The sequence below is a fragment of the Leptospira dzoumogneensis genome (assembly GCF_004770895.1).
In the GTDB taxonomy this organism is placed as follows: domain Bacteria; phylum Spirochaetota; class Leptospiria; order Leptospirales; family Leptospiraceae; genus Leptospira_B; species Leptospira_B dzoumogneensis.
In genome coordinates, this window is sequence record NZ_RQHS01000010.1 from 251395 (window position 1) to 277150 (window position 25756).

Sequence of the window (25756 nt, forward strand, 5' to 3'; positions counted from 1 at the left end):
GATTGAAAAACTGATTCGAATTCCCCCATTCCGGCCTCTCATGAAATTTTATCTTATTATACCTGCATTCATTCTTTATTTGGGCTGCACTAGTCCTCCTTTACCTGTATTCCAAACCACGGAAGGGATCTGTCCTAAATCCGATCTATTCGTTTTATCCCAACCAGAGATAGATGTGCAGACTGGAAATGACCTGGTAGGCATCTATTGTAAGGCGAATATCACTCCGATCGGATTTGAATGGGAGATCAGTCTGGTGTTTAGAGATGAGATCCATCCAAGCACCTGGAAGGATTTTTTCTACAGGATCTACAGAAGGATCCGTTATGGCAGGACCTACGACATTGAATCATTTTTAGTCCGACTGGAACCGGATGGTAAAACTTTCCAATTGGATCTGAAGAATGTTTACTCCGGAGAACAGATCTTCCAAGAGGACCCGGTTACTCATAAGGATAGGATACTTTCTTCTTCCCTTTTGGAAAATCGGAACTCACTGCCCATTCTTTATGTAAACACCTGGAATCATATGTTTGGGGAGAAGGATAATAATCCGCAACTTTCCAAACAAGAGATCCAAATTTCAGAGTTCCGTTTCGGATCCAGAAGCCAATTGGACGGGTATTTCGGGACTTATTGATAGGAAAAAGCCTTTTCCGAGCGGAGGATCTCAAAATCCTGGAAGAAACTAAAAACGAAGCAGGAGTTCTCACTATGGCTAAAATCCCTACTTCCCCCTTCGCGGAACTAGGTCCCAAAACTCCGGTGGAAACCGGAACCGTAAAACGGGGTATTTACGGTAGATATCTGGAAGAATTTACAGAAGGTGCAATTTTCGAACATCCAAGAGAACTGACAATCGATCGTTCTTTTGCGCAAGAGTTTGCTACCAGTTTTATGGAAGCAAATCCACTTTATCTTTCCGCTCCTTATGCACAAGCTCACGGATTTAAGGATCTATTAGTTTCTCCTTTGATGGTGTTCAACGTGGCACTTTCTTTGGGAGTTCAAAACGATTCCGAAAAAGCACTCGCGAACCTTGGATACTATGACGTTCAATTCCTGAAACCTGTATATCCTGGAGACACTCTTTCCGCTAAAACCAAAATTATCAAAATTGATGATAAGGGAGCGGATAAACCGGGGATCGTTCATGTTCGCACGATCTGTTTGAACCAAAACAAAGAATTAGTTCTTCAATACGAAAGAAAGATCATGATCTATCACTCTAACGGAAAGCCGAAAGGAACTCCAAAACCGGTGATCAAAGACGCTTTCTTCCCTGAGACTGACAGCCCTGTGATCGAACTTCCTGAGTTAAAATTCCCGAAAGGTTTCGAAACCTCTACTTGGACGGATACTTATTTCGAAAACTTCGCGGCAGGTCAGATCTATATCCACCAAAACGGAAGAACGATCACCGACGAACATTTCCCTTGGACTTACAGAGTCGGGAACACTCACCCGCTTCATTACGACAAACTTTACTCTTCCGGAATTTCCGGACCAATGGGTGGAGAACCTGTCGTTTACGGAGGACTCGTATTCGCATGGTTATGCGGACTTTCTTCCAGAGATGTGACTGAAAATGTGATTTGGGACCTTGGATTCACCGAAGGATATCATACCCAACCTTCTTTCAGCGGAGACACTGTGACTGCGATCACAAGAGTTCTATCCGTAAAAGATAGAGGAACTGAATTCGGTATCCCTGCGGGAGAAGTCCATCTTCAATTCATCGGTCTGAAAAACATCAAGGCAAACGACGCCTTCGAAAAATTCGGAGCGGATCTATTCCTCAAAGAGAACGATAAGAAAAAACACGGTAAGGAAAAACTTCCTGAGAAAATTTTCGAGATCGAAAGAAAGATCCTAGTTAAGAAAAAGTAACACTAACTTCAAATTAACGATCAAATTTAAAAACCCGGCACTGCCGGGTTTTTTATTTCGCACGCAGAGCCGCGAAGACGCAGAGAGAATTTTTGGATCAATAAACCTTAAATACTCTGCGGCTCAGCGCCTCTGCGTGAGTCATTACTACTCCGCGTCTCATTTCGGTCTTGGCAACTTCGCGTGGGCTACCCTTCTAAGGTTGCGCTCATGGAGCCTTTGGATGCGGGAAGAAGAGGATCCGGTCCGTAATTCAAGATAAGATCTTGGATATGTTCTGCGTGTTCTAATTCCCCTGCAAACACTACTGTCTTTTTTTGGGCGTCTACTTCTACAGCGTGGCTAAATGCTTGTTCCGGAGTCATCTTGCAAACATCCATAAGCATCATGATCACATATTCGTAAGTATGTTCGTTATCATCCCATAAAACCACTCTCCAGGGTCCGCCGATTTGCACCGGATCTTCTGTGGTGATTTCTTCTATTGAGGGAGAGTTAGGCATGGCACGAAAATTACACCCGGCGTTCAACACCGGGTTATTTATTATTTGGATTGGACTGCTTTTTTCGCTAGTTCCACTATGTTTTTGGATCTGAGCCCGAAATAATCCAGAAGTCCGGACCAAGTACCTGATTTACCGAAACTGTCTTTCATTCCTAATTTTAGGACCCTGACTGGATACTCTTCAGATAAAAATTCGCTGACCGCAGAACCTAATCCACCGATCACATTATGCTCTTCGCAGGTCACGACTGCTCCGCAAAGTTTAGCATATTTTAATATAGCTTCTTTATCGATAGGTTTGATAGTCGCCATGTTCAAAAGAGTGGCCTGGATGCCTTCCGCTTCCAGTTCTTTTACTGCGATCATCGCCTCGTTGACCAGAACTCCGTTTGCGATGATAAGAACGTCTTTACCTTCTCTCATCACTTCCGCTTTTCCGATCTCGAATTTATAATTTTCTCTTTCGATCAAAGGAAGATTAGGACGGCCAACTCTTACGTAAACCGGTCCCTTATAATCCGCGATTGCATGAATGATCTGTTTAGTTTCGTTATAATCGGAAGGACAGATCACTACCATTTCAGGAATGGCTCTCATAGTGGCGAAATCTTCGATACATTGGTGAGAAGCTCCGTCCTCACCTACTGTAATCCCGCCATGAGAAGCTACTAATTTCACGTTTAAGAAAGGATAAACGATACTATTACGGACCACTTCCCAAGCTCTTCCGGATAAGAACATCGCGAAAGAAGAAGCGAATGGAACGTAACCTGCAAGAGCAAGCCCCGCTGCATGTCCCACTAAATTCTGCTCTGCAACTCCTACGTTGAAAAAACGATCCGGAAATGCTTTTGCGAATTTATTGGTTTTAGTAGAACCGGAAAGATCCGCGTCTAGTACTACGATATCGGAACGGTTTGCACCTAACTCGTGCAATGCGTCTCCATAACCGTCTCTGGTTGCTTTTTGATCTGCGCTAGATGCGGATACTGCTCCCATTAACCTTTCAATGCTCCCGCTTTATCAGTTCTTTCCCAGGTGAATGTTTCTCCACTTCTTCCGAAATGTCCGTAAGCAGCGGTTTCCCTGTATTTCCTTCCCTTCTCCAATAATTGTAAGGACTCAGTGATCCCTCTTGGAGTGAGTTTGAAGTTTGCCTTAATTCTTTTAACGATCTCTTCTTCGGAAAGTTTACCGGTTCCAAAAGTGTCAACGTGAACCGAAACAGGTTCGGCAACCCCGATCGCATATGCCAACTGCACTTCACACTGAGAAGCAAGTCCTGCAGCTACCACGTTTTTCGCGATATATCTTCCCATATAAGCTGCGGAACGGTCCACTTTGGATGGATCTTTTCCGGAGAATGCTCCACCACCATGTCTTCCGTAACCACCGTAAGTATCCACGATGATCTTACGTCCAGTCAGACCTGTATCTCCGTGAGGTCCACCTATGATGAACTGTCCGGTTGGGTTGATAAAATATTTCGTATCTTTCAAGAAGTTAGCCGGGATTACCTTCTTGATACATTCTTCGATTACAGATTCTTCGATCTGTTTATGAGAAACGTCAGGAGAATGTTGGGTAGAAATTACGACGGTGTCTACACGAGTAGGTTTCCCGTTTTTATATTCTACAGTCACCTGAGACTTAGCGTCCGGGCGTAACCAATTCAATTTACCGCTATGACGTAAGCCTGACAAATGTCTGACTAACTCGTGAGAGTAGTAGATAGGCATAGGCATTAGTTCAGGAGTTTCGTCGATCGCGAATCCGAACATCAAACCTTGGTCACCTGCTCCTTGTTCCTTAAACAGACCTTCTCCCTCGGTAACACCTTGAGAAATATCAGGACTTTGGGCATGGATATGAGAAGAAACTACAGCGAACTCAGCGTCGAAACCTAAGGAAACATCGTTGTATCCGATATCCTTGATCACATTTCTTGCGATCTCTACTGCGTCGATTTTCCCCTTGCTAGTTACTTCTCCGGCAACTACAACAAGGTTGGTAGTCACTAAAGTTTCGCAGGCTACCCTGGATTTAGGATCCTGAGCTAAATAAGCGTCCAGAATTGCGTCGGAAATTTGGTCGCAAACCTTGTCCGGATGTCCTTCCGATACGGATTCCGAGGTAAAGATGAAGTCTTGAAGGGACATTCGATTGTAATTCCTGTTAAAATTATTTCGAAGGGGAGAATCTTCCCCGCCTAAAACTATAAACCTATGCAAGTCGTCACTGTCAAGTGAATCCGACCCAACCTTTTCCAATCCCAGAAGGGTTCGGACGGAAATTTAGTCAAAACTTCTGAAATTGGTTTGTAGGATTTATACGGTGAAAAAAGCATTTCTTAGATGAAAATTCGGGTCTCCGATATTAAGGTAAAGAACCGCATTCGTAAAGATTTAGGCGACTTGCAAGGTCTCAAATCTTCCATACAAAACTTAGGGCTTTTGCATCCGATCATTATCGACCTGGACAATAAATTAGTCTCCGGCGAAAGACGCCTGGAATGTGTGAAACTTCTGGGCTGGGAATATGTTGATGTTCGGATCGTAGATGTACGAAGTAAAAAAGAAAGAGTTTTGATCGAGGCCGAAGAAAACAATGTACGGCTACCGTTTACCCCTGAAGAACAAGAAAGGGCCCAAAAGCTATTAAGAAGATACTCCCATACAGGGATCCTTGGTAGATTGTTTGCCTGGTTATTGGATCTTTGGGAATGGTTTTGGTCCTGGCTTTTTAAAAACTAAACTAAATCAACCCATCCATCATCCCTTCATTCAAAACGTTTCTGTTAAGAGACCTGGAAATTTTTTTACTTATCAAATGGAACTTGTTATATGATCCTGTTGAGACGTAAAATTACCACTTTGTAAAAATTTTGCACCGCAAAAGAGGGGTTGGAAACAAAAATTTATTAATTAGATTTACAAAAAGGAATCTCTTCTCTATCTTGAGCAATCCATACCAAGGAGATCTCTCGAATGAAAAAATCTTCGATCCTTATAATCTCCACCGCTATAATGGTCAGCTTTGCTGCATGTATCGGTGGACTCCCCGGCTTAAAAAGTAATTTCTCTGTCGGAGAGCAAGACATTCCAGGAGTAGGAGTTAAGAAGCTTTTCGCACCTTATTCTGAAACTGTGAACTATTGGGGATACATCAAACCAGGACAAGCCGCTGACGCAGTAGTAAACGGAAAGAAATCATATTTCCTTTTTGTTTGGGTTCCAGCAGCTATCGTTGAATTAGGTGTTCGTCTAATTTCCCCTACCGGAGAAATTGGTGAGCCATCTAGCGACGACTTCCAAAGTGAGGCTTTCAAAGCTGCAACTCCGGAAGAAAAAAGCATGCCGAACTGGTTCGATACTTGGATTCGCGTAGAGCGCTTAGCAGCTATTATGCCGAACCAAATCGAAGGAGCAGCTAAAGGAAAAGCTCTTCAAAATCTTGGCGACAATGATGATGGAGACGATACTTATAATGAAGAGCGTCACAACAAGTACAACTCTTTACTTCGTATCCAAATTCCTAATATTCCAAAAAGCTTGGATGAACTTAAAAACATCGACACTAAAAAACTTTTAGTTCGCGGTTTATACAGAATTACCTTCACTACTTACAAAGTAGGCGAAGTTAAAGGTTCTTTCGTAGCTACTGTTGGAGTTCTTGGCCCTCCAGGTGTTCCAGGTCTTTCTCCTATTCTTCACGCAAACCCAGCTGAATTGCAAAAATTGGCTGTCGATGCAGAAGAAAAATTGAAAGCTGCAATTGCTGGAGACAAGAAGTAATCCTTCTTTTTCCCGCTTTGCTTAAAGCCGAAAGCCGTCGGGTAAAACCGGCGGCTTTTTTTATACCTTTTGCTTAGCTGCAATTTCGCACGCAGAGACTCAGTGCCGCGGAGTTATTTCTTTTACCAAATACTCAAGCCATCATAAACTATTATCCAAACCCTCTCTGCGGCTTTGCGACTCTGCGTGAAAATACCTCTTCCCTACTCCGTGGTCTCCCCTGCGAAACCTAATGCTGTTCGAAAAGAACCCTGACTTTAAAAAATATTCTGTCTTAAAATTTTTCCCTTTCCATATCGCATCGGAATAATAAGGGTCTCTTAAGAAACGCAATCGAATTGAACAAAAGTTCATCTATATATTTTATATCCGGAGAATATCCATGCTCGAAAATAATTATTTCATAGAGAATGAAGACTTAAAACAATATTTCGAATCCTTAATAGACTGGGAAGAAGTAGTAGAAGCATTCGAACAAGGATTTTCTGACAAAAAAGAATATGAAAAAACAGGAAAGGAAGAACTTTCATTAGCTCCAGGAAGTAAAGAAGAAGCCATCGAATTTTATAGATCCGTATTGGAATCCGCCGGAGAGATTGCTGGAAAAGAAGTGGCACCCTTTGCTCAGAAAATGGATGCAGAAGGTTTAATATATGAAAAAGGTAAAGTTACATTTCCAAAAGAAATGATAAACGCAGTCAATCAGGTCAAGGAAGCGGGAATTCTTCCCTATTCTATCGGACGTAAACATGGAGGATTAGGGCTACCTTGTACGGTACAAGCAATGCTTATGGAAATATTCTCCAGGGCGGATGGCTCACTTGCAATCGCTTTAGGATGTATGAACCTTGCAGAGACAATAGAAAGATTCGGCTCGGAAGAAATGGTCCAAGCATATGTGCCTAAAATGGCAGCAGGAGAACTATGCGGTGCGATGGCGCTCACGGAACCGAATTATGGATCAGACCTTCCCAACTTACAAACAAAAGCGATCAAAGGAGGAGATGGGGTCTGGAGAATTACAGGAGCCAAAAGATTTATCACGCATGGTTGCGGATTCGATGATAAACCTTCCATCATTCTTACATTAGCCAGAACTGGAAGCCCAACAAGCGGCGCAAGAGGACTCTCCTTCTTCATAGTCAAAAGTGAAGACGTAGAGATCGCAGGGATAGAGAAAAAAATGGGGCTGCACTGCTCTCCCACCTGCGAGGTGGTGTATGAAAACACTCCGGGTATATTAATCGGGGAAGAAGGTTACGGACTCGTAAAATATTCCATGGCGATGATGAACGGAGCAAGACTTTCTATTGCAGGACAGGCAATGGGAATCGGGGCCGCTGCTTATTATGAAGCCAAAAAATATGCGGACGAAAGAGAACAATTCGGCAAGAAGATCAGAAATATCCCGGCAGTCAAAAAGATGTTGGATCTAATGGATAGAGAAGTGATAGCAATGCGTTCCATTCTGCAGGAAGCTTCCAGATCCATAGACCTATACCACTGGAAATCCGAAAAAATGAAAGAGTCCGGAGTGGACGAAAGAGAGATCAAAAAGGACGAAGCCATCAAAAAATGGGAAAAACTCGCGAATCTATTCACTCCATTATCTAAATATTATATTACGGAACAGGCAAATAAGATCGCATTCGACGCGTTACAGATCCACGGAGGGGCCGGATATACTTACGATTACGATATTTCCAGGATCTATAGAGACGTAAGGATCACAAATATCTACGAAGGAACCACACAATTGCAGGTAGTAGCAGCCATCGGTGGAATTGTCACAGGGCTCGGATCAAAAGGTATCTTGAGACAATACTTGGACGAAGAAATGAGTTCCTTCTCCCCTTCTAGAGAACTTTTAGAAAATCGCAAAAAACTGGAAGAATCCCATTCCATTTATACTTCTTTGGAAAACGGAACATCCAAGGACGAGGTTGCGTTCGAGTTGGTAGAATCCGCAACCAGAATCATCATTGGAGTGATTTTAGAAAGAGGACTTAAAAAATTAGATGGGGATCCTAAAAACGAAAGAGCCGCTCTAATCCACTCTTATAACCTAGATAGCTCGGCTTTATTAGAATATAATAAGATCCGAATTGAAAATAAGAAGAGCCCGGCCCTAGTTTAGGGCTCTTTTACGTTTCCAATTTTCGATGATTTGATACATGCGCAGCGGATAGATCAGAAATCTATCCGCGAACATCATCAGAGTGAATATTTTAGAAGGTAATACTTTCTTTTTATTCCGGCGGATCCCTGAGACTACCGCCGAAGCGACTTGTTTAGGGGTTTGAGAAGGAAAAGGCACCGGCACCTTCTTACCGGCAGCATCGAAAAAATTCGTTCGAGTAGCGATCGGATAAACGATCATCAGTCTATGAGGTTTTTTCAATTCGAACCGAAATGCTTCTGCAAAAGAATGTACTGCGGCCTTAGTTGCGGAATACAACGCATAACCTGGGATCGAAAGAAAACTCATAGCGGATGCGGTAATGATATAATAAACCGGATTGGAATATTCCGCCTGGATCTTTTGTAAGCCATAGATAGCCGAAAAAACATTTGTCTGGAAAATTTTCTCAATACGTTTCCAATCCGGATTTTTGATCTCTTCGTAGTATGCAAAACCTGCATTCGCATAAAAGATATCGATACCACCCAAAACCTTTTCAGCTTCCTTAAAAATTTTATCCACATTCTCGGAAGAGGAAACATCACACTTGAATTTTTTCACTCTATCGTCCGAAACTTCTAAACGAGAAGGATCTAGATCAACCGCTAAAATTTTAACATCTTCGAATTTAAGAAGTTTGAGTAAAGTTTCCTTACCTATTCCGGATGCTGCTCCGGTGATCACGATACGTTTTCCTCTAATATCCATTTTCCCTTCCCTTTAGATCTTGGAGAAATTAATTTAATCAGGCTATTTGGAAAGCAAAAATACTATTCCTTCAATTAACATGAACATTTGTTCATAAAATTAATTACTCAAAGGCTCCATCTCGAATAAATAATAAATTATTTATTCACACTTTGCCTAAAGGATCCAAAAATATCTTTCCTTTCAAAATATCTTTTAAACAATCGTTACGTCTTATTCCAAGACGTTATGTATTAAATCCGGACTTGTTCCAGGATACTCTAAATGATACAAAAATATTTTTATCATCTTTTCGAAACGATTCACAGAAAAGTTTCCTATACATTCTCTATCGTTGCGTTTTCCTTAACCGGCGGATGGTTCGGAGCGGTTTACGCCTATTTTTTCGGGCAGGCGACAATCCCGATGTTTTCGGTACAAACACATTACCCGATCATTCTCTCTTTTTTCTTAGCAACAATCTTAGTTACGATCCTGCATGGCATCCAATACGGATTATTAGCTCGCCTAGGTTTTTCCGGGATCGAAATTCATATCAGAAGAATTAATAAGGCTTTAAATCACAACTCTTCCTTGCGCAGACTCGATTCGGAAGAATTGGACCTAATCTTATCCGATCTAATTAAATTACCTACTCATAATATGATTACCGCATTAGGTTATGGATGTTTTGTATTTTTAGTCAATGTGGCATCCTATTTGATATTCAATTACGATCTAAAAGAGCTTTGGTATATATTTTTAGGATGGTCGGCGGCCATTTTCGTTTATTGCGGTTTTAGTTATATCATTACGGATTATATCACGGGTCCTAAAAGAGTAATGTTAAAAAAAGTTCTGCTGAGCAGATCCTATTCTTCCAATTTCCCGTCCGGATTTTTAGGATTAAAGGGAAAATTCGGATTTTTACTTTCTTTAGTATTACTTTCCCTAAGTATATTAGCGGTTTATGTAGGACTAAGACCGAATTCTTATTTAGAGATCGTTTTTTTTATCGGACTCACCTTCTTTGCGGCGACAATACTCATTATATTATATTTTCAATCTATTTCGACTACATTAGAGCAGATCGGAAAATCCGCCAACGATCTGGCAGCAGGCGGCCCGGGAAAATTACCTTTGGTCTCGAATGACAAAGAATTTCTGGGATTTGCAAGGGATTTCGCCAAAGCGACAGGAGAGATCGGAAGGATCAGGGAACATCTTCAGTCTTTAGTGGAAGAAAAAACTTCGGAACTCAGAGAAACATTACGTACTGTAGAAGAACTTAAAAAACAACAGGATGGGGATTACTTTCTAACTTCTCTTTTGATCAAACCCTTAGGGATCAATCGAACTACCGGAAGAAAAGCCAAGGTCGATTTTCTAATTAAACAAAAAAAGAATTTCGTATTTAAAGGAAAAGAAAGCGAGATAGGCGGAGACATTTGTATCGCACAAGAAATCATTTTAAGAGGAAAGGAATACACAGTATTCTTGAATGCGGATGCCATGGGGAAATCTCTCCAAGGAGCAGGAGGTGTTCTTGTTCTGGGAGCGGCATTCCACTCCATTCTACAAAGAACTCTAACAAACGAAAACACCTACTCTTTATATGCAGAAAAATGGATCAAAAACGCTTTTACCGAGTTACATAAATTATTCCAGGGATTCGATGGAAGTATGTTGGTTTCCATGGTTTTGGGCGTTTTAGACGAACAGGCAGGTATATTATACTATATTAATGCAGAACATCCTTGGTCCGTTCTATACAGGGATGGAAAAGCCTCCTTCTTAGAAGAAAGTTTACAATATAGAAAATTAGGGACTCCCGGCATGGAGGGAAGTTTAAGTGTAAAAATTTTTAGACTCCAACCCGCGGATGTTTTGGTGATCGGGTCCGACGGAAGAGACGATTTAGAGATCTCCACAAAGTCGGGAGAAAAAACTATGAACGAAGATGAGTCCTTGTTCATGAAAATAGTGGAATCCTCCGATGGAAATCTCCAAAAGATCCTATCTAATTTGGAAGAGAAAGGAAGGATCACGGATGATCTTTCTCTTTTGCGGATAGAATACGATCCCGGAAAATCTTCAAACAAAACTAAGGCTGGGAAAGAAGTCCAAAATTTAAGTAAAAAAGCGAAAGAATTCTTAAAAAATAAGAATATCCCGGAAGCAATCCTTACAATAGAAGAGGCCTTAAACATTTCTCCGGAAAACCAAATATTAAAACGTGATTTGATCAGACTTCATTATAAAAATGGGAATCACCAAGATGCCTGCCTGCTTATGGATACTTATGTGGAAGAAAATCCAGGTGATACGGATATGATCTATACAGCTTCTTTCTGTTTCAAAAAGATCGGAAACTTCAATCGTTCCTTAGAACTTGCAGAAAGGATCCAGCTTCGTAATCCAGGGATCCCGGCAAATCTTGCTCATATAGCAGACTTAAATCTAAAATTAGGAAGATCCGAAAAAGCCGCCAACTTCGCCAAACTGAGTCTCGAATTGGATCCGGAAAATGAAAAGGCTTCCGAGATCCTAAAAAAATTAAACGGAAAATCCTAATCGGATCTATATTAAATTTTCTAGATTCGCTCTAGCGGAAGAAGATCCTAATGCCGCGATCCTATCCGATTCTATAATATGATTTCCTTTTTTATCCGACCAAGCCAAATTCAATATAGACTTAGCAACTGTCTTTGCATGAATAGATCTGTATTTTTTAAGAGGACCTAAAAGCAGAGGATTGATCAGGAAAGCAAGTTTTGACCCTATCTTCTCCCCTAACCTGAATTCTTTTCGATCCCCTTCCAAAAGAGAAGGCCTAAAAATCCCGAATGTCTCAAAACCAAGTTTAGAAATTTCGGCCTCTACTTCTCCTTTTACCTGATTATAAAATACGAAAGAATTTGGATCCGCTCCGAGTGCGGTCACTATAAAAAAAGATCTTACACCCTTCTCCTTTGCTGCTTTAGCAAACCGGACCGGGTATTCTAAATCTACTTTTTTAAAATTTTCCTTAGAACCCGCTTTGCCGATCGTCGTTCCTAAAGTACAAAATGCGTCAGTTACACCTTTAGGAAACTCGGAGAGATTTTCCCAATCGGTAAGTATCAATTCTAATTTGGAATGGGTCCATTCTAACGGTTTTCGGACCAAAAGATAAACCTTGTCCCAAGACGGATCGATCAATAATTCCTGTACAAGTTCTCCACCGACGAGTCCGGTCCCGCCAGCAATGATCGCGATTCTATGGTCCATTCTTCCATCCTGTTCCAGCCAAGATCTGATCGATCCGGGTTTTATGTAAAAGTTCCACTGATTCGTATGTTTATTTCGGAATTATAACATTCCTTTTGTTATTCGATTCAGTCGAAAACAATAAGAAACGATTGAAGCAAAAATGAAAAGGAGTATTTTAGGGAGCTATGCCTATCAAAGATTATCTACCTAAGTTTCTTTGTAATATTCTGGATATAACAGATCGAAGTAAAATGGACGATTCCGTCCGTAAGGTTTTAGAAAACGAGGAAATAATAGGCGCCTATGTATCCAACGCCTTCCGATATCTGCTTCTAATATTTTTTGCGGCTCAGTTGGCCTTAAACTGGAAAAGTGGAGATGCGCTCGTAAACGGGATCGCTTTCGGGATTTTCACCGTGGTTACGATCGGACACTCATATGTGATCCGGACCTGCACTCATTGGGCAATTAAAGGTTTTTCTTATCTTGCATTGGTTGCAGACTTTTTTGTGATCAGTTCTTTATTATTATATTATACTCTTCACGAAAATTCATTCGATCTTGGATTTGCGATCAAAAATCCGATCATGAATTTCCTATTCTTCCCCCTCGCATTTTCATTGATCCAATTCAGATTAAGATACGTGGTTTTAAGCGTAATCTTATTCTATCTGGTTTATTTCGGGATCTTCTCCTATGCGTTAATATACGATAAGATGGTATTCGCAAAAGATTGGGGAGATTATGTGATGGGACCGAATGTCCTGGTCACTGACGCATTATTCGGAAGACCTATGGTCTATCTGATCCTTGCATTTTTCTTTTCTTTCGGTATATTAAGAACTCTGATCATGATCAGACGAATTGGAGAAGGAGAAGCGCAAAGATCCTTACTTTCTCGTTACTTCTCCCCCGGAATGGTGGAAGAAATGATGACTAACCCGAACGTATTGGAAGGAAGAAGACAAACTGCCACCATATTATTCACCGATATACGCAATTTCACGGCGCTTTCAGAAAATATGGATCCTATAGAACTAAGCAGATTCCTTTCTTCCATTAGAGAAACATTAACTGATTGCGTTTTCGAATTCGGCGGGACTTTAGACAAATATATAGGCGATGCTGTTATGGCAACATTCGGAACTCCTTATCCATCCGCAGATCCTGCCTCGGATGCGATTCGTGCATTACAATGCGGACAGAAGATGTTGGAAAAATTAGGAGAATTTAATAAGGCAAGAGGATCCAAAGGACTAGAACCTGTAAGGATCGGAATTGGGATCCATACGGGAGAAGTTTTCTCCGGAAATATAGAAACGAGCAGAAGAGCTGAATTCACAGTGATCGGAGACGCGGTCAACACAGCTTCCAGGATCGAATCTCTTACTAAAAACTTCGGAAAAGAATTATTAGTCTCGGAAGAAACATGGAAACTTGCAGGCGCAAATTTCAGAGGAGAAACTCTTCCTCCAGTACAAGTAAAAGGAAAAGAAAAACCTGTAACTGTAGTAGCTGTGGGAGCTTAAAATTTAGGATTTGCGTAAACTCCGCGTGAATAAAAATCGAATGATCGGGCTGCACGCGGAGATTTAGAAGTGAATAGTTACTTACTTCACTCCGGCTTTTTGTAATTCCTTCCCGAGCTGTCCGGTAATCGTGCAGAAATACATTCTCCAATCACTCACGAAAGATTTGAACGGATAAATAAAAGTAGCAGGTCTGTTTTTTTCTAAGAAAAAATGTCCGATCCATGCGAAAAAGTATCCGCTAAACAATGCTCCCAGCAAGTACCAAGCGTTTAGATAGAAGATTGCGGAAACGATAAACACAAGAGCACATGTGGTTCCTATAAAATGGAATACCCGGTTCATCTTGTTCGAATGTTCTCTCAGATAGAATGGCCAGAATTCCTGCAGGGTTTCGTATTTTTTGTTTTCAGTCATCTTTGTCCCTCCGGAACTACATAATACGGCAGGGAAAAAGAATCCGCAACAACTTCTCATCCCTTTATAATAACACCCGTTATTTAAAGAGTTGGAGTTCCGACAAACCTTCCAGGGATTGGATATATTCCAGATAAGGTTTTATTTTAAATTTTTTAGAAGTAGAATCCGAGGACATATAACGGATATTTCCGAACACCGCTCTTTCCGGGGACCAAGGCCGGTCGAACGCACCAAAACACCATAGAATACCCGTATATGAATTCGGGTCCCTTCCATCATACGCATATTTATGATTCAAATCTTCTAATATACGAAATGCTTCTTCCGGAGAAGAAGACCATTCTATTACTTTTTTCCCCCAAAGCATTCTTAGATAATTTTGGATGGTCCCCGTAAGAACTAATTCTTTCTGAGCCGCATTCCAGATCGGATCATGGGTTTTTGCATTCTCAAATTCTTCCTTGGAATATACGTATTCTCTTTTATCTCCCCTATGAGCCTCCAAAGAAAGTTTTGCCCAATCCGGAAGAATGGAGAGATCTTTTCTAAAACTTGGCTCCTTATAAAACAAAAGATAACCCAGTTCCCTCCAGGTTAGAAGTTCATCTAAAAAAGAATTTATATTCGGATCCGGATGAAAGAAACCCTCATTCTTCCCTCTATAAGAATGATTTAATATATCAGGGCTCCAGCCTATTTTAGGATCCGATCCTAATACTGAAGTTACGATCTCATCTACTGAGATCATTCCAAAATGTAAATAAGGAGATAATGAGGATGCCTTAACTCTTTCAGGAGGTCTTGGCTCACTTCTTTCTTCCGAATAGAATGGAATTCCGTGTTTTAGGAATTTTTTGAGAAGGTCCAGCCCTTCTTTTCTTCCCCCAGTCTTACCAGGAACAGCAAGAATATTCGGAAACTTAGAGCTCATTTTTTGTAAATAGGTAGAGATGTCCTCCTTCTTCCCTGAAAATAAAAATTTAGGTTTTTTTAAAGATTCAGAACTTGGAATTCCTTTTGGATCCGGTTTAGGATTGGATCTATGTACATAAGATTCCACGAATCTATCATGAAGTTTAGGTCTTAAAACCCTGGCGTAGCCGAATGATTTTTCATAAGAAGCGAGTGGAGTGATAGAATTAGAATCCACGAGTAGAAGTTTACAATTTAGGTCTTGGGAAATCTTCTCCGCATGTAGCGGCAGGAAAAAACAAGGAAAATCATCCGTAATCACTATAGAAGCTTTTTCTAAAATACTTCGGGTGATCTCGGAAAGGGAATTCTCCTTAGTTTCCACAAAAGGCCAATACGTAAAACCGATACGGGCCGCGTCTTCTGCAGTATCACAAATTCCTTCTAAAAGAAATTGTTGGAGTCTAGGAGAACTCCATTCGAAATCCATCATGACGGTTTCGAAAATGACCAAAGGTTTTTGGAATTTTTTAGAAAGGTGGATGGAATAATCCAAAGAATGATTCCAGGCAATTCTTCGATTCGCTCGGATCCAATAGAGAATATATTCCCCTTCTTCTAAAACCGGCTTTCCGTTTCCTTCTCTTACCCGAATTAAATTTTTCTCTGAGAACAAATATAATATATCCTTATTTTTTTCTCACGCAGAGGCGCAAAGACGCGGAGATTTTTAGCATAACAATCAATATTCGTATGAACTCTATCGTGCAGGGATAGATATTTTAAACTATCTTCCTCTGCGGCTTCGTGTCTCTGCGTGCCAATCTTAGCCCGGTCCGAGCGAAGCGAAGGAGCAGCCATAATTCTCCCTTAGACTTCATTCCCTAAAAAACGGGAAATGAAAAATTCGGGGGTTTAAAAGGAATTTGGGCAATATTTTAGCACTCTATGACTGAAAGTGCTTGACCGCCCACCCCTGTTTCGGATTTCCTGGAATTTATATTCAAGCACTCATTTAATTCAAGTGCTAAGAGGAGAAAGTCATGGCGATTAAACCGCTAGGTGACCGTGTTTTGGTCGAGCCTAAACAAGAAGCTGAAGAAAAGATCGGCAGCATCTTCGTTCCTGATACGGCTAAAGAAAAACCGCAAGAGGGAAAAGTTGTAGAAGTAGGAAGCGGACGTTATGAAGACGGAAAGCTTATACCGCTAGAAGTGAAAGCCGGTGACGTCGTTCTGTACGGCAAATATTCCGGAACTGAAATTAAATCCGAAGGTAAAGAATACTTAATCATCCGCGAAAGCGACATTCTTGCCATCGTGAAAAAGTAATATACCGAGGAAATAAAAATGGCAAAAATTATCGAGTATGATGAATCGGCTAGACGTAAACTTTTAGAAGGCGTAAACAAACTTGCGAACGCTGTAAAAGTTACCCTTGGTCCTAAGGGAAGAAACGTAGTAATCGACAAAAAATTCGGATCTCCAACCATCACTAAGGACGGAGTTACCGTAGCAAAAGAGATCGAACTAGAGGATTCCATCGAGAACATGGGCGCTCAGATGGTAAAAGAAGTTTCCACAAAGACGAATGACGTTGCCGGAGACGGAACTACCACTGCTACTATTCTTGCTCAATCCATCGTTAACGAAGGTTTAAAAAACGTTACTGCAGGTGCAAACCCTATGGCGCTTAAACACGGTATCGATAAAGCGGTTGGCGCGGCAGTAGAGAGTATCAAAAAACGTTCAGTTAAGATCGAAAACAAAAAAGATATCGCTAACGTTGCGACTATCTCCGCAAACAACGACAAGGATATAGGAAATCTGATCGCAGATGCTATGGACAAAGTCGGAAAAGACGGAGTTATCACCGTAGAAGAAGCAAAATCCATCGAAACCACTTTAGACGTGGTAGAAGGTATGCAATTCGACCGTGGATACGTTTCTCCTTATATGGTAACCGATCCGGAAGCAATGATCGCAACTTTAAGCGATCCTTATATTCTAATCTACGACAAAAAGATCTCTTCTATGAGAGACCTTCTTCCTGTATTGGAAAAAGTCGCTCAAGCAGGAAGACCTTTAGTGATCATCGCGGAAGAAGTAGAAGGAGAAGCATTAGCTACTATCGTAGTGAACACTCTTCGTAAAACTATCTCTTGTGTGGCTGTTAAAGCTCCTGGATTCGGGGATCGTCGTAAAGCGATGTTGGAAGATATCGCAATCCTTACCGGTGGACAAGTGATTTCCGAAGACCTCGGAATGAAACTGGAAAACGCAACAGTTCAACAACTGGGACGTGCTAAAAAAGTTACCGTGGATAAAGAAAACACCACCATCATCGAAGGACAAGGTGCTTCTAAAGATATCCAAGGCCGCGTAGGTCAGATCAAAAAACAGATCGAAGATACTACTTCCGAGTACGATCGTGAAAAACTCCAAGAACGTCTAGCAAAACTTGCAGGCGGTGTTGCAGTGATCCATGTTGGTGCAGCTACGGAAGTGGAAATGAAAGAGAAAAAACACCGTGTGGAAGACGCACTTTCGGCTACCCGCGCTGCGGTAGAAGAAGGAATCGTTCCTGGTGGTGGATTAACTCTTCTAAAAGCTCAGGAAGCAGTTGCCGCTCTTAAATTAGAAGGCGACGAGGCTACCGGAGCAAAGATCATCTTCCGCGCATTAGAAGAACCGATCCGTATGATCACTTCTAACGCAGGTCTGGAAGGATCCGTGATCGTAGAACAAGCAAAAGGTAAAAAAGGAAACGAAGGTTTCAACGCACTTACTATGGTTTGGGAAGATCTACTACAAGCCGGAGTCGTTGACCCAGCTAAAGTAGTTCGTTCCGCACTCCAAAACGCTGCTTCTATCGGATCAATGTTGTTAACTACGGAAGTTACAATTACCGACAAACCTGAAAAAGACGGCGGCGGAATGCCTCCTATGGGTGGAATGGGCGGTATGGGAGGAATGGGCGGCATGATGTAATCTTGCCCTCTTTCCTTTCGGAAAAGTTAAAAGCCGGGGTTGAACAACCTCGGCTTTTTTATTATAACTTGATGCTGAACACCCTATCGATCTCTTTTCCGTCCTTAGTGATCGTATGACTATATAAGATATGTAGAATAGAGTATTTGCTGTATTTAGTCTTGGTCTCGTATTCCCAATCCCATAGAAGTCCTCCCATTCCTGGGATTGCCAAAATTCCCATCGCATGCAAGCCGTTCATATTATTTCCGTACTGTCTATAGTAGAATAATCCGGGACCTACAAGCATCAGATCTTCTTCTTTGGAAATTTTTTGGTTTCTATAATACAATAATCCTAAACCGAGCATATCGAATCTTCCGTCTTTTTCGGAAGAGAAATATCCTAGGACCGGAGGGATCAAAGTTGCAGTTCCGGAAGGATCAGAATGATAATAGGCTACAGGAAGGAAATTGGCGAGAGTCTCTTCCGGAGTGGACTTCCAACGAAGCCAAAGCAGATTCGTATCCGAATAATCATTTCGTCTTTCATATCCACCGAGAAGCCCCCCAAGAACAGCCACTCTAGTCCTTTCCTCTTCTACTTCCGTATGGATCAAACCTAGGAATAAATTGAAGTTCCTACGTTTCAAATAGGTTTCTTTATTTATATCAAAAATCCCCGCAAGTCCCCAGCGGTCCCAATCGCTGTCCTTATAACTATAAAAGCCGAATGCAAACCAGAATCTTGACTCTTTACTTTTCCTATAAAATGCGAGAGGAGCCAGACCGTAAGCGGTACGTTCCGGGTTATCCAAATAAAAAGCGGGACCGACCACTAATCTTTCTAAACCGGAATTCCCGGATTTATAATCGGTAATTAACAAAAAGTTTAAGTGTTTTTCTTTTCTGAAAGGATCGTTTGCGGATTCAAATCTATATATAGGGAAAAGATAAGATTTGAAATACATACTAGTCGTTTCTTCTTTTTTAAGATCCTTAACGGTATGCAATGTATTCGAAAAAAGGAAAAATGCGCTAAAATCCCTCCACTGATCTACAACCTTATCCGCACTTCCTTCCTTAGGTAAAACGGATTCGTATTTTGAATAATCGATCAACTTTAGGAATGTTATCTCTCTCTTGGAATATTCCTTATTTTCCGAGTTTTGTTTTTCGGAATATGTGTACATGAAAGGAAAATAGAAAGAAGAACTAGATTCCAGAGTTTTACTTCCGGAAGAGGAAAAAATCCCGAATGGATTCACATTAAAGGAATTCCAACTCCCCGTCTGGAATTCAGTCTTATCCGAATAATATAGAAGTCCCCAGGTGACCCTTTTTTTAAATAAATTCGGAATATTTTTTTCCCGATTGGAATAGAAAGGATAGATCGCAAAAGAACTCTCTTGGTCCGAACCTGAACCGCTTAATAGTCCTAATATATTCCATCCGGAGCCGTTTCCTTTTTTATAACCGTAATAAAGAATAGGCACAGTTGTATAACTTTCTAGGACCTTCTCCCCTTCCTTCTCCGAACCGGAAAAATAAAAAGGAAATAAATGGAAGTAACTAGAAGTCCTTTCCCCGTTTTTTTCTTCAGAAGAAGAAACCAGACCTAGGAAATTTCCTTTAGAAACGGAAGGAGAAGATTCATTATAATATACTAATATAAAAAGCGTACTTTCCGTGGTGTTTCGTTTATAGTAGATCGTAGGGAAAAACAAAAAGTCCACCTTAGTAGCTTGTTCCGAAGTTTCGGAAGCTCCCTTATATCTGGAATAATAATAGAATGGGGTGAGTAAAGAAGAGGATTCCTCTCCGTTCAATTCTTTCTTATTGGAATAAGCGGATAATAAAGTATAAAACTTGGATACATAAGCTTCTTCAGATGGAACTCTGATCTTAGAACCAAATCTCAAATAAATTGGTATGAAGAGACTATAGGATTTTTCTTGGAATAGATCCTGATCTCGGCTGGATTCGGTCCCGGAATGAAATAAAAATAATAGTACTGGCAAAGAATGAAAAGATTCGGTAGTAGTATTTCCTTCTACGATCTGTTTTCTATAATATAAAGGAGAAATTGTGCGGGAATGATCTTTAGACTCGTCATGAGCAACAAACGGAAAGATCCTAAATCCCCAAGAATCCGGTGAATAATACAAACGTGTGAGAGGCCAGAGAACTGAATAGTCTCTCACTTCTCCCTGTTTTCCCCTTAGGAAACCGAAAAGAAGATAAGACTCCTGAAAATCCGATCCTTTATCTTGGCGAGCATATATAGGTAGAACTGCCCCGACTGCAAAATAAGAATCATCCGCAATTTTGCTCGAGAAATAAAAAGGAAAAAATGTGTATACCTTATCCGAGTTTTCTTTGGACCAAGAATACCATGCTAAAGGAAGAAGACGGATATGTCGTCTATCGTCTCCTCTTTCATAGCTGAATATCCCGAATAGAGCACTAACTCCCCAGAAAGAACGGGAACTTTCCCTTGTTAAAGTTTTGTATTTATTTAAACCGTCCTTCTCTTCTTTCTTTTCCACGGCGACTTCCTTTTTGATCGTTTCAATAGGGATCTCTTCCGCAGGATGTTCAGCCTTCCAAAATTCTAATCTTTTCTTAGAGATAGAGGACCTGGTAGAAATACTGAAAAGATTATAAAATAAGGAAGCATCAGTATCCAAATAATAATCTTTTTCCGTAGCTCCCGCCCCTGCCCCGAATTTCCCTATGGTTTCAGTAGAAGAATATGCGAGTACAAGTTCGAGAGATTTATCCGCTTCTTCGTAATTTAAGTAAAAAGGGAGTACAATTTTTCCTTTATTGCGCGGATTATTCCAATTCCAGTAGAAAAGAAGTTTAGTGGTAAATTCCTCCTTATGGACCTTATCTATATTCGTAAACCATAATAAAGGCCATATCCATGTGTTCTCTTTTTCCGCGGACGTATTCCTATAATGAAGAAGGCCGAAATGTTTATGATCATCCTCATCATTTCCGAACTTCAGGAACAAAGGTAAAACCAGATGAAAACTGTCCCTTTTATAAAAATAGAAAGGAAACAAATAAGTATATCTTGGATCCCCTGCCTTATCAAATCCTCTACCTACAAGCCCCAGAACATTCCAATAAGAATATTCGTTTGTGTTATTTGAAAAATAGAAAGGGTAGATCCTTCTTCTGGATTCCTGGTCAGTATCATATCTTTCATACAAAGTGATCAGGGAATAATTTTCGAATTTTGTCTTATATTCTTTCGAATAAGATAAGGGGGTTATAAGCTCTTTGTATTCCGAAGTATCGTTCCATTGAAAAATCGGAAGAAGTGTATAACTTTCGGACTTAGCATCCTGCCAAGAGTCCCTATAAAAATACCAGAACGGAAATAGGATCCATCTTTCATATTGATCGCCGATCTCGCTCTTTCTGGAATAAAATGGACCTACCCAAGTCCTAGTCTTATTCCAATAAGTGAATAAAGGAATGATCCAAGTGTATTCGTTCCCGGCCTGGTTTCCTTTTGCCCATAAAGGGAAAAAATGAAAATATTCATTGTATTTATAGAACAAAAGAGGGAAGAAAAATCCCCGCTGAAATTTTCCCTGTTCATCCCAAGAAAGATAAGTATTGATAAAATAATTCTGAGAGGCTTCCTTTTCTTTATTTCTATAAAAAAGGAGCCAAGAAAATAAAGTAGTCCTCTTGGATAGATCCGAAGAAGAATAATAAAAGATCGGAGTGATGAACTTGGACTCATCCGGTTTAAAGGAATAATAATAGATCGGGAAAAATAATGATTTAGAGGAACCGTTCCAATCTTTTGTATAATAAAAATTTAAAACATAAAGATCCATATCCGTTGCAGTCCGGTTATAATAGAATGGAAGAACTGCCCCGAACTTGCTGGTTCCATTATCGAAATAAAAAGGGAACACATAAAGAGATTCGTTTTTCTTATGGAACATCAAAGGAAATAGATAAGAGGAAGAATAATCTCCCTTCTCGTTGGAGGTCCAACCGCTGATCAACGCCAGATTTGTTTCGGATTTTCCTCCCTTCTCCCATTTCCTATTAAATAGGATCGGGATATTCGCAGTATAATTCTGCAATTCACCGTTATGATAACTTCGATTTAAGAAGAAGAGTAAATAATAGGAAAATTTTTCCTCTTCTTTTCCCCCTCCTCCTAATTGAGGGGTTTCCTTCCAAGTCTGACCGAAAAGTGGAGTAAGAAGGGAACCTTCTTCTCCCGAATTCAAAGAATTATAAGAGAACAAAGGGAAGATCGTAAAATGAAAATCCTCCTTATCAGAATAAGAATTATATAATGTATTATAGAAGAAGATCGGGAAAAAAGTGAAATTGAATTTTCTTTTTCCCGAACCCCAATACACCAAAGGAAGAATGGAACCGTAGGAAGATTCTCTGTCTTCTCCCCAATGAAAGATCAGAAAATGATTCCAATCATCATTCAAGTTCCGATTTCGAAAATATAAAAAAGGGACAGCAAAGTAAAACGATTCTTCCTTACCACTCTCAATCGTTTTACTTCTACCGAACAAAGGAAGAAAAGAAGGAAAGGATAACCAACTTTCCGAAAATTTTTCCCCTCTGGATTCGTACGAGTTATAGTGAAATAAAGAATAGTTTACTTCATAATTGGACTGAGGGTCCTGGATACGCTGCGCATAATAAATAGGGAAAAAATAAGATTTATATGAATTATTTTGTTTTGCAGATATATGATCGAATAAAGGAAAAAAACTGATCTGTTTGAACTTAGGATAATCAGTGTAAGTGAAAAGGACCAGAACATCCAAGGAGTAATGCGGTCCCCAATTCTCTATACTCGCAAACGGAGAAAATTTGAAAGTATATTTATCTTCTTTATCACTTCCTAAGATTGGCTTCTTTTCGGAAGTTAAAGTATCGAAATAATCCACCGCTTGGATCTCGGAAGAAAAACAAAGGAGAAGGACCGAAAAAGAAAGAATAACACTCCCGATTTTAGTGGAAAAAATTTTGAAAAAATCCCTAATCATAAACTTCTAGAAGTTTTAACTTACTCTTTTCTCCCTTCAGAATTTTTACTTTAGAAGGAGCCAGTCCCAATTCTGCCGCGACGGCTCGAACCACTGCGTCATTCGCCTTACCTTCGGTAGCCGGTGCTTTTACGGCAACGATCCAAACACCGTCGTCCCCTTTAGTTACGGACGGTTTTTTAGAATTCGGTTTTACCCTGACCTGAATTTTCACCGCGGATCTTCCGGGCAAAATTACTTCTTACGAAATATTTTTCCAGCTATTAACCTTATCTCTTCCAGACCCAAAAGCAGACTGATCAGGAAAAAAATTGCCATACCAGGAAGGATGGCAGCACAAAGCGAGATTCTGGAAGAATTCGCATAACTTAGGCCTTTTTCGGAAAGAAAAGCCAAAGCCCAAGAATGGATCATTTCTTTATAGAAGAATAAAAATGCACCCATGCAGAATAGTGGCAGGATCAATTTTACAATTTTGGAAAGAAAACCTTCCCACGGAAAAGAGACATTATGCTTTTTTAAGTAACTAGAAAGTAAGGTCCAAGTTACCACAGTTGATACGGCGGAAGACAATGCGATCGCGGAATGTTTTAGAAAAAAGATCAAAGAAAAGTTCAAGGTCAGATTCAGTACAAATGTGAATGCTTGGACCCTCAAAGGAGTTTTAGTATCTTGGAATGCGTAATATGTAGATATCAAAACTTTATTCATGCTGTAAAATGGGACCGCTAATGAATAAAAGATCAAAGGTAGGATCGTGGTCTCAGTTGCAATATGATCCCATCTTCCTCCATAATATATGGAATCCAAAATTGGTCCGGCTAAGATCCCAATCCCCAAAGCAGCGGGCGCAGTTAAAAATCCCGCAAATCCCAAAACTCCCAACATTTCCTTGGGAACCTCGGAATGTTTGTTTTGTTTCAAAGAAGAAAGTAACGCGGGTAAAGTTGTGGTAGCAAGCGCCACACCTATGATCCCGGTAGGAAGCTGCACTAGTCTCTGGGCATAATCCAAACTAACGACTGCGCCTAAGCCCGGATTCGTATTCTGTACATAGTTTGCGAGGAATATATCCACTAAAAGCCCGAGCTGGTAAAAACCGCCTCCGACCGCTGCAGGCAGCATCAGTTTAAATATTTTTGAAATAGCAGGATGTTTATAATTCCAGGAGAAGATAGGGCCTTCTCCATTTCTGGAAACATACCAGGCCTGGACCCCTAGTTGTATGATCCCTCCTCCTACGATCGCAAAACAAAGAACTCTCACCTTGGTTAAAAGTTCCCAATCCACGAAAGGGAAAATCCCTAAAAACACGGTGAGATAACTTAAGTTCAGGATGATAGGAGAAAGAGAAGGAACAAAAAATCTATTTTTGACGTTGGAGATCGCCATATAGATAGAGGACAAACTCGCGGTAACGATTAAGAAAAACAGAATATAGGTAAGCTCGACTACAAGCCCGGAATATTCCGCAGTCCCTCCCACAAGGATAGGAAGTGCAAACGGTGAAAATGTAAAAACGATTACTACGAAACTAAGAAGGATTACAAAAAGAAAACTTAATACGGCCCCGCTCATCTTCCTTGCGGCGACTACCCCGTCCTTCTCCGCATCCGAATATAAAGGCATGAAGGATTGGGAAAGAGTTCCTTCCGCCAAAAGATTTCGGAACATATTGGGCAATCTATATGCTACTGAAAATGCGGAGGCAATGGTTCCTGTCCCGAAAGACACCGCCATAAAATGGTCTCGGAACACTCCTAAAATTCTGGAAACGAGGGTGTAAAAAGAAAGAGCGAAACTTCTTCTGGCTGCTTGGGACAAGAGATCCTACGTGGTCGGTGTTTCCGACAAAAATGAAACTAACCTAATAGTTTCTCCAAGTATCGAACTCCGCCGGTGCGACTCACGTCAAACTGAATTCCGCAATTAGGACATTGGTGACGACCAAGAGTTTTGATCCTAAGTCTTGCCCTGCAAGATTCGCAATACAAGATCCTTTCTTGGAAACTTCTCGCCTGCTCCAAAGTATGGTCCAGGTCCTTTCCGATCTGAGTCTTTTCAGCGGGTTCTTGTCCGGGAATTGGAACTGTGCTGATCTCGGGAACATACACATCCGACTTACTAAGACTAGAAGAAGGACTGGAATAGAATTGGATCGGTTTCGTTTGTCTAAGAGAAGAAATACTTTCCGACTTCTCGGATAAAGTCCTTCTATCTTCTATCTTCAAAGAGGAAAGCCAAACTTCCGCTTCTTTTTCATGTGCGAAGAGATTAGGGCTCTTATTTAAACCGAATAATCCTAAAACCAATAATCCTTCTTCATTCCAATCGCTGTATGCAATATTGCCGCCGAATTTTTCGAAGAAGTTTTTTAATTCCACAAGTGCGGAGATGCCATCCTCTTCTATATATTCGATGAGACTAGAATTGACTAGTACTAACCTTTCCCCTTCTTCCCAGCGAGTTTTAATAAAACGCACCAGATCGAATGCGGAATAGGAATCAAGAACCCCTTTCGGAGTTACTTTCAATATATGTCCCAGTTTTGTAGTATGAATTTCCAAAA

The 25756-nt window shown here is 40.6% G+C and carries 20 protein-coding genes; 9 read left to right on the forward strand and 11 right to left on the reverse strand.

From position 1 onward, the window contains the following. Positions 1-40: 40 nt before the first annotated feature. Together lsa23 and EHR06_RS07005 are read left to right on the forward strand one after the other, a co-directional pair. Positions 41-640 (forward strand): surface adhesion protein Lsa23, encoded by a 600-nt coding sequence (gene lsa23 / locus EHR06_RS07000; protein WP_135756337.1) that lies wholly within the window; start codon positions 41-43, stop codon positions 638-640. A 74-nt stretch (positions 641-714) separates the two neighbouring features. Then, the gene (locus EHR06_RS07005) at positions 715-1890 is read left to right on the forward strand and encodes a MaoC family dehydratase (protein ID WP_135756338.1); all 1176 of its coding nucleotides are present in this window, start codon (positions 715-717) and stop codon (positions 1888-1890) included. A 188-nt stretch (positions 1891-2078) separates the two neighbouring features. On the opposite strand, the gene EHR06_RS07010 is transcribed toward EHR06_RS07005, so the two are convergent. From EHR06_RS07010 to metK, 3 genes are read right to left on the reverse strand one after another with little or no spacing between them, the layout of a single operon-like run. Next, positions 2079-2393: an ATP-dependent Clp protease adaptor ClpS gene (locus tag EHR06_RS07010; RefSeq protein WP_135615869.1), complete on the reverse strand. Its 315-nt coding sequence runs from the start codon at positions 2391-2393 to the stop codon at positions 2079-2081. 41 nt (positions 2394-2434) lie between these two features. After that, complete coding sequence (locus EHR06_RS07015) at positions 2435-3394, reverse strand: transketolase family protein (RefSeq protein WP_135756339.1); 960 nt, start codon at positions 3392-3394, stop codon at positions 2435-2437. Further along, positions 3394-4554, reverse strand: coding sequence for a methionine adenosyltransferase (metK, locus tag EHR06_RS07020; protein ID WP_135756340.1), 1161 nt, complete (start codon positions 4552-4554; stop codon positions 3394-3396). Before metK ends, EHR06_RS07015 begins: the two co-directional genes overlap by 1 nt. Before the next feature lie 195 nt (positions 4555-4749). Between metK and EHR06_RS07025 the strand changes: the two genes are divergently transcribed. The 3 genes from EHR06_RS07025 to EHR06_RS07035 all read left to right on the forward strand — a co-directional run bounded on the left by EHR06_RS07025 (position 4750) and on the right by EHR06_RS07035 (position 8326). Next, entirely contained in the window at positions 4750-5148 is a 399-nt protein-coding gene (locus EHR06_RS07025; protein WP_008592847.1) for a ParB N-terminal domain-containing protein, read from the forward strand. A gap of 234 nt (positions 5149-5382) precedes the next feature. Next, the gene (gene lipL32, locus EHR06_RS07030) at positions 5383-6189 is read left to right on the forward strand and encodes a major surface lipoprotein LipL32 (protein WP_135756341.1); all 807 of its coding nucleotides are present in this window, start codon (positions 5383-5385) and stop codon (positions 6187-6189) included. A 382-nt stretch (positions 6190-6571) separates the two neighbouring features. Next, a complete protein-coding gene (locus tag EHR06_RS07035) occupies positions 6572-8326 on the forward strand; it encodes an acyl-CoA dehydrogenase family protein (protein ID WP_135756342.1) in 1755 nt (584 codons plus the stop codon). On the opposite strand, the gene EHR06_RS07040 is transcribed toward EHR06_RS07035, so the two are convergent. Then, positions 8318-9079 (reverse strand): SDR family NAD(P)-dependent oxidoreductase, encoded by a 762-nt coding sequence (locus EHR06_RS07040; protein WP_135756343.1) that lies wholly within the window; start codon positions 9077-9079, stop codon positions 8318-8320. The genes EHR06_RS07035 and EHR06_RS07040 overlap by 9 nt on opposite strands. Before the next feature lie 264 nt (positions 9080-9343). On the opposite strand from EHR06_RS07040, the gene EHR06_RS07045 reads away from it, so the two are divergent. Then, entirely contained in the window at positions 9344-11632 is a 2289-nt protein-coding gene (locus tag EHR06_RS07045) for a PP2C family protein-serine/threonine phosphatase (protein ID WP_135756344.1), read from the forward strand. Between the two features lie 6 nt (positions 11633-11638). Here the strand turns inward: EHR06_RS07045 and EHR06_RS07050 are convergent, their stop codons facing one another. Next, positions 11639-12328 (reverse strand): oxidoreductase, encoded by a 690-nt coding sequence (locus tag EHR06_RS07050; RefSeq protein ID WP_135756345.1) that lies wholly within the window; start codon positions 12326-12328, stop codon positions 11639-11641. 167 nt (positions 12329-12495) lie between these two features. Between EHR06_RS07050 and EHR06_RS07055 the strand changes: the two genes are divergently transcribed. Then, positions 12496-13839: an adenylate/guanylate cyclase domain-containing protein gene (locus tag EHR06_RS07055; protein WP_244288528.1), complete on the forward strand. Its 1344-nt coding sequence runs from the start codon at positions 12496-12498 to the stop codon at positions 13837-13839. 81 nt (positions 13840-13920) lie between these two features. Here the strand turns inward: EHR06_RS07055 and EHR06_RS07060 are convergent, their stop codons facing one another. Together EHR06_RS07060 and EHR06_RS07065 are read right to left on the reverse strand one after the other, a co-directional pair. Further along, positions 13921-14256, reverse strand: coding sequence for an Mpo1-like protein (locus EHR06_RS07060; RefSeq protein ID WP_135626129.1), 336 nt, complete (start codon positions 14254-14256; stop codon positions 13921-13923). Between the two features lie 79 nt (positions 14257-14335). Next, a complete protein-coding gene (locus EHR06_RS07065; RefSeq protein WP_135756346.1) occupies positions 14336-15847 on the reverse strand; it encodes a cryptochrome/DNA photolyase family protein in 1512 nt (503 codons plus the stop codon). Positions 15848-16214: 367 nt separating this feature from the next. On the opposite strand from EHR06_RS07065, the gene groES reads away from it, so the two are divergent. Continuing rightward, entirely contained in the window at positions 16215-16502 is a 288-nt protein-coding gene (groES, locus tag EHR06_RS07070; protein ID WP_135649261.1) for a co-chaperone GroES, read from the forward strand. Between the two features lie 18 nt (positions 16503-16520). Beyond that, positions 16521-18161: a chaperonin GroEL gene (gene groL / locus EHR06_RS07075; RefSeq protein ID WP_135756347.1), complete on the forward strand. Its 1641-nt coding sequence runs from the start codon at positions 16521-16523 to the stop codon at positions 18159-18161. Positions 18162-18222: 61 nt separating this feature from the next. Here the strand turns inward: groL and EHR06_RS07080 are convergent, their stop codons facing one another. From EHR06_RS07080 to EHR06_RS07095, 4 genes are read right to left on the reverse strand one after another with little or no spacing between them, the layout of a single operon-like run. Next, a complete protein-coding gene (locus tag EHR06_RS07080; protein ID WP_135756348.1) occupies positions 18223-23187 on the reverse strand; it encodes an LA_1737 family protein in 4965 nt (1654 codons plus the stop codon). After that, entirely contained in the window at positions 23180-23401 is a 222-nt protein-coding gene (locus tag EHR06_RS07085) for a DUF167 domain-containing protein (RefSeq protein WP_208757757.1), read from the reverse strand. The genes EHR06_RS07080 and EHR06_RS07085 overlap by 8 nt, the downstream gene beginning before the upstream one ends. A gap of 20 nt (positions 23402-23421) precedes the next feature. Then, the gene (murJ, locus tag EHR06_RS07090; protein ID WP_135756350.1) at positions 23422-25011 is read right to left on the reverse strand and encodes a murein biosynthesis integral membrane protein MurJ; all 1590 of its coding nucleotides are present in this window, start codon (positions 25009-25011) and stop codon (positions 23422-23424) included. Positions 25012-25049: 38 nt separating this feature from the next. Continuing rightward, positions 25050-25754, reverse strand: coding sequence for an STAS domain-containing protein (locus EHR06_RS07095; RefSeq protein WP_135756351.1), 705 nt, complete (start codon positions 25752-25754; stop codon positions 25050-25052). Between the last annotated feature and the right edge of the window lie 2 nt (positions 25755-25756).

Excerpts from the sequence above, each read along its gene's own strand:
- lsa23 (WP_135756337.1), top strand. The coding sequence starts at position 41 with ATGAAATTTTATCTTATTATACCTGCATTCATTCTTTATTTGGGCTGC.
- EHR06_RS07005 (WP_135756338.1), top strand. The coding sequence starts at position 715 with ATGGCTAAAATCCCTACTTCCCCCTTCGCGGAACTAGGTCCCAAAACT.
- EHR06_RS07010 (WP_135615869.1), bottom strand. The coding sequence starts at position 2,393 with ATGCCTAACTCTCCCTCAATAGAAGAAATCACCACAGAAGATCCGGTG.
- EHR06_RS07015 (WP_135756339.1), bottom strand. The coding sequence starts at position 3,394 with ATGGGAGCAGTATCCGCATCTAGCGCAGATCAAAAAGCAACCAGAGAC.
- metK (WP_135756340.1), bottom strand. The coding sequence starts at position 4,554 with ATGTCCCTTCAAGACTTCATCTTTACCTCGGAATCCGTATCGGAAGGA.
- EHR06_RS07025 (WP_008592847.1), top strand. The coding sequence starts at position 4,750 with ATGAAAATTCGGGTCTCCGATATTAAGGTAAAGAACCGCATTCGTAAA.
- lipL32 (WP_135756341.1), top strand. The coding sequence starts at position 5,383 with ATGAAAAAATCTTCGATCCTTATAATCTCCACCGCTATAATGGTCAGC.
- EHR06_RS07035 (WP_135756342.1), top strand. The coding sequence starts at position 6,572 with ATGCTCGAAAATAATTATTTCATAGAGAATGAAGACTTAAAACAATAT.
- EHR06_RS07040 (WP_135756343.1), bottom strand. The coding sequence starts at position 9,079 with ATGGATATTAGAGGAAAACGTATCGTGATCACCGGAGCAGCATCCGGA.
- EHR06_RS07045 (WP_135756344.1), top strand. The coding sequence starts at position 9,344 with ATGATACAAAAATATTTTTATCATCTTTTCGAAACGATTCACAGAAAA.
- EHR06_RS07050 (WP_135756345.1), bottom strand. The coding sequence starts at position 12,328 with ATGGACCATAGAATCGCGATCATTGCTGGCGGGACCGGACTCGTCGGT.
- EHR06_RS07055 (WP_244288528.1), top strand. The coding sequence starts at position 12,496 with ATGCCTATCAAAGATTATCTACCTAAGTTTCTTTGTAATATTCTGGAT.
- EHR06_RS07060 (WP_135626129.1), bottom strand. The coding sequence starts at position 14,256 with ATGACTGAAAACAAAAAATACGAAACCCTGCAGGAATTCTGGCCATTC.
- groES (WP_135649261.1), top strand. The coding sequence starts at position 16,215 with ATGGCGATTAAACCGCTAGGTGACCGTGTTTTGGTCGAGCCTAAACAA.
- groL (WP_135756347.1), top strand. The coding sequence starts at position 16,521 with ATGGCAAAAATTATCGAGTATGATGAATCGGCTAGACGTAAACTTTTA.
- EHR06_RS07080 (WP_135756348.1), bottom strand. The coding sequence starts at position 23,187 with ATGATTAGGGATTTTTTCAAAATTTTTTCCACTAAAATCGGGAGTGTT.